Consider the following 3,223-nt stretch of genomic DNA (forward strand, 5'->3'; position numbering starts at 1 on the left):
CAAGGCCGACCTCGTCACCGAAATGGTCGGCGAGTTCCCCGAATTGCAAGGCATCATGGGCGGCTACTACGCCCGCGCCGAAGGCCTGCCCGACGCCGTAGCCGACGCCATCCGCGACCATTACAAGCCGGTCGGCCAAGGCGACGACGTCCCGACCGCCCCGGTCACGGTAGCGGTGAGTTTGGCGGATAAGCTGGATACGTTGGTTGGGTTCTTTTATATTGGTGAGCAACCTACGGGATCGAGAGATCCTTTTGCTTTGAGACGTGCAGCTTTGGGCGTTTTAGCATTGTCGCTGCAAATGCCTAAAATGTTTTCGATGCGTGATCTTACTCTTCGCTGGCTATTTTATGCGTCCTCATCTCATCCTAACTATGACAGCGATCGCCCATTAAAAAGGCAATTCAGTGATTTTTTCTTTACGTTGATGGGCAACGTCTCGCTTCCATTTTTTGATTTGGCTATCAAGTGCGATACCTTGAAGGGTATCTGTGATTTGTTTGCAGAGTATGAGCCTGAAAAATTAGCAGCGTTTCGATCTAACGATGCTCTTCTCCTCGACTTCTTCGCCGACCGCCTCAAGGTCCAGCAGCGCGAAGCCGGGGTCCGTCACGACCTGATCGACGCAGTGTTCGCACTCGGCGGCGAGGATGATCTCGTCCGTCTTCTCGCCCGCGTCCATGCGCTGCAATCCTTCGTCGCGACCGACGACGGCGCGAACCTGCTCGCGGGTTACAAGCGCGCCGCGAACATCCTCAAGAAGGAAGCGCCCGCCCAACCCACCACCGTCACCCCGGCGAAAGCCGGGGTCCCGCTTTCTTCTTCCGCCGCACCCGAAGAAAGCGGGACCCCGGATCAAGTCCGGGGTGACGAAGCGCAGGAACACAGCAATTTCCCGCTGTCCTACACGCCCGAAATAGCCGAAGCTGCGCTCATCGCCGCGCTCGACGTGGCGGAACCGCGCACGGCGCAGGCGGTGGCGGCGGAGGAGTTCGAGGGTGCTATGGCCGCGCTCGCCACTCTCCGCGCGCCCATCGACGCCTTCTTTGAAAGCGTGACGGTCAACGACGCTGATCCCGCCAAGCGCGCGGCCCGCCTTGCGCTGCTGGCGCGGGTGCGTGACGCCGTTCATAGCGTAGCCGACTTTTCAAAGATTGCGGGCTGACGCAACGAAATGACAAAATCAGCGGGAAAAGTGCGAAGTTAAAGCGTAATAATCCTATTCGATCGCGCATCATCCCGCTATTGCTGCTGGATTGTTGCAACGCAATATAATCGGCAATCAGTGCAGGGAGAGCCGGGAATGACCGAGACACAAGAGGCCATCATGACCACCACCGCGACCCGTTATGTCTATCGTTTTGGCGGCGGCGTGGATGATGGCGGGCAGGGGGACCGCAACCTTCTGGGCGGCAAGGGCGCGAACCTCGACGGCATGGCCGCGATCGGCCTGCCGGTGCCGCCGGGCTTCACCATCACCACGGAAATGTGCACCCGCTATTATGAAGATGGCGGCGTCTATCCTGACAGCGTGAAGGCGGAAGTCGCCACTGGCCTTGCCCATATCGAAGGGATCACCGGCAAGAAGTTCGGCGATGCCGCCGATCCGCTGCTCGTCTCGGTCCGTTCCGGCGCGCGCGCGTCGATGCCCGGCATGATGGACACGGTCCTCAACCTCGGCCTCAACGACGAAACCGTCATCGGCCTTGCGAACACATCGGGCGACGAGCGTTTCGCCTGGGACAGCTATCGCCGCTTCATCCAGATGTATTCGGACGTCGTGCTGGAACTGGACCATGGCGCGTTCGAGGAAGCGCTCGAAGTCGCCAAGGAAGATCAGGGCTACAGCCTCGACACCGAAATGACCGCCGACGACTGGAAGGCCCTGGTCGCCGAATATAAGGCGCTGGTGAAGAAGCTGTGGGACAAGCCTTTCCCGCAGGATGTCCATGACCAGCTTTGGGGCGCGATCAGCGCCGTTTTCGGCTCGTGGCAGTCGGAGCGCGCTAAAGTCTATCGCCGCCTCAACAACATCCCCGGCGAATGGGGCACCGCCGTCAATGTGCAGGCGATGGTGTTCGGCAATATGGGCGAAACCTCAGCCACCGGCGTCGCCTTCACCCGCGACCCGTCGACCGGCGAGAATGTCTATTATGGCGAATTTCTGATCAATGCGCAGGGCGAGGATGTCGTCGCCGGCATCCGCACCCCGCAATATCTGACGCTCGCCGCACGGGAGCGGGCAGGGGCGAAGCCGCTGTCGATGGAAGAGGCGATGCCGGAAACCTATGCCGAACTGGCCAAGGTGTTCCAGATCCTCGAAACCCATTATCGCGACATGCAGGACATTGAATTCACCGTCCAGCAGGGCAAGCTGTGGATGCTCCAGACACGGTCGGGCAAGCGCACGGCGAAGGCCGCGCTCAAAATGGCCGTGGACATGGCGCATGAAGGCCTGATCACCGAGGAAGAAGCCGTCGCCCGCGTCGATCCCGCCGCGCTCGACCAATTGCTCCACCCCACGCTCGATCCCAAGGCACCGCGCGACGTGCTGACCAAGGGGCTGCCCGCCAGCCCCGGTGCCGCATCGGGCTTGATCGTGTTCGACGCCGACACCGCCGAGCGCCGCAATGAAATGGGCGACGCCGTGATCTTGGTCCGTGTCGAAACATCGCCGGAAGATATTCACGGCATGCACGCGGCCAAGGGCATCCTGACTGCGCGCGGCGGCATGACCAGTCACGCCGCCGTCGTGGCGCGCGGCATGGGCCGTCCCTGCGTCTCCGGCGCCGGCGGCATTTCGATCGACAGCAGGGCGAAAATCTTGCGCATCGGCGGTCGGGAATTGAAGGAGGGCGATATCCTCACCCTCGACGGATCGACCGGCGAAGTCATGGCGGGCGAAGTGCCCACCGTGCAGCCCGAACTGGCGGGCGACTTCGGCACGTTGATGGTCTGGGCCGACAAGGTGCGCCGCCTCAAGGTCCGCGCCAACGCGGAAACGCCGCAGGACTGCAAGGTCGCGCGCGAATTCGGCGCGGAAGGCGTGGGCCTCTGCCGCACCGAACATATGTTCTTCGACGCGGCCCGCATCACCGCCGTCCGCGAAATGATCCTGGCCGACAGCGAGAAGGGCCGCCGCGTCGCATTGGAACGACTGCTGCCCGAACAGCGTGACGATTTCGCACAGATCTTCATGGTCATGGCGGGCCTGCCCGTCACC

2 protein-coding genes are annotated in these 3,223 nt (G+C 61.8%); both read left to right on the top strand.

Annotated elements, in window-relative coordinates; translation table 11 throughout:
• Positions 1–1,165: glycine--tRNA ligase subunit beta (locus IL54_RS24150; RefSeq protein WP_037478415.1), on the top strand; the 1,165-nt coding region annotated here is incomplete at its 5' end.
• A gap of 138 nt (positions 1,166–1,303) precedes the next feature.
• Positions 1,304–3,223, top strand: a 1,920-nt coding sequence (gene ppdK / locus IL54_RS11145; protein ID WP_037478417.1) for a pyruvate, phosphate dikinase, incomplete at its 3' end; no start/stop codon positions are given.

This window comes from Sphingobium sp. ba1, assembly GCF_000743655.1.
Lineage (GTDB): Bacteria > Pseudomonadota > Alphaproteobacteria > Sphingomonadales > Sphingomonadaceae > Sphingobium.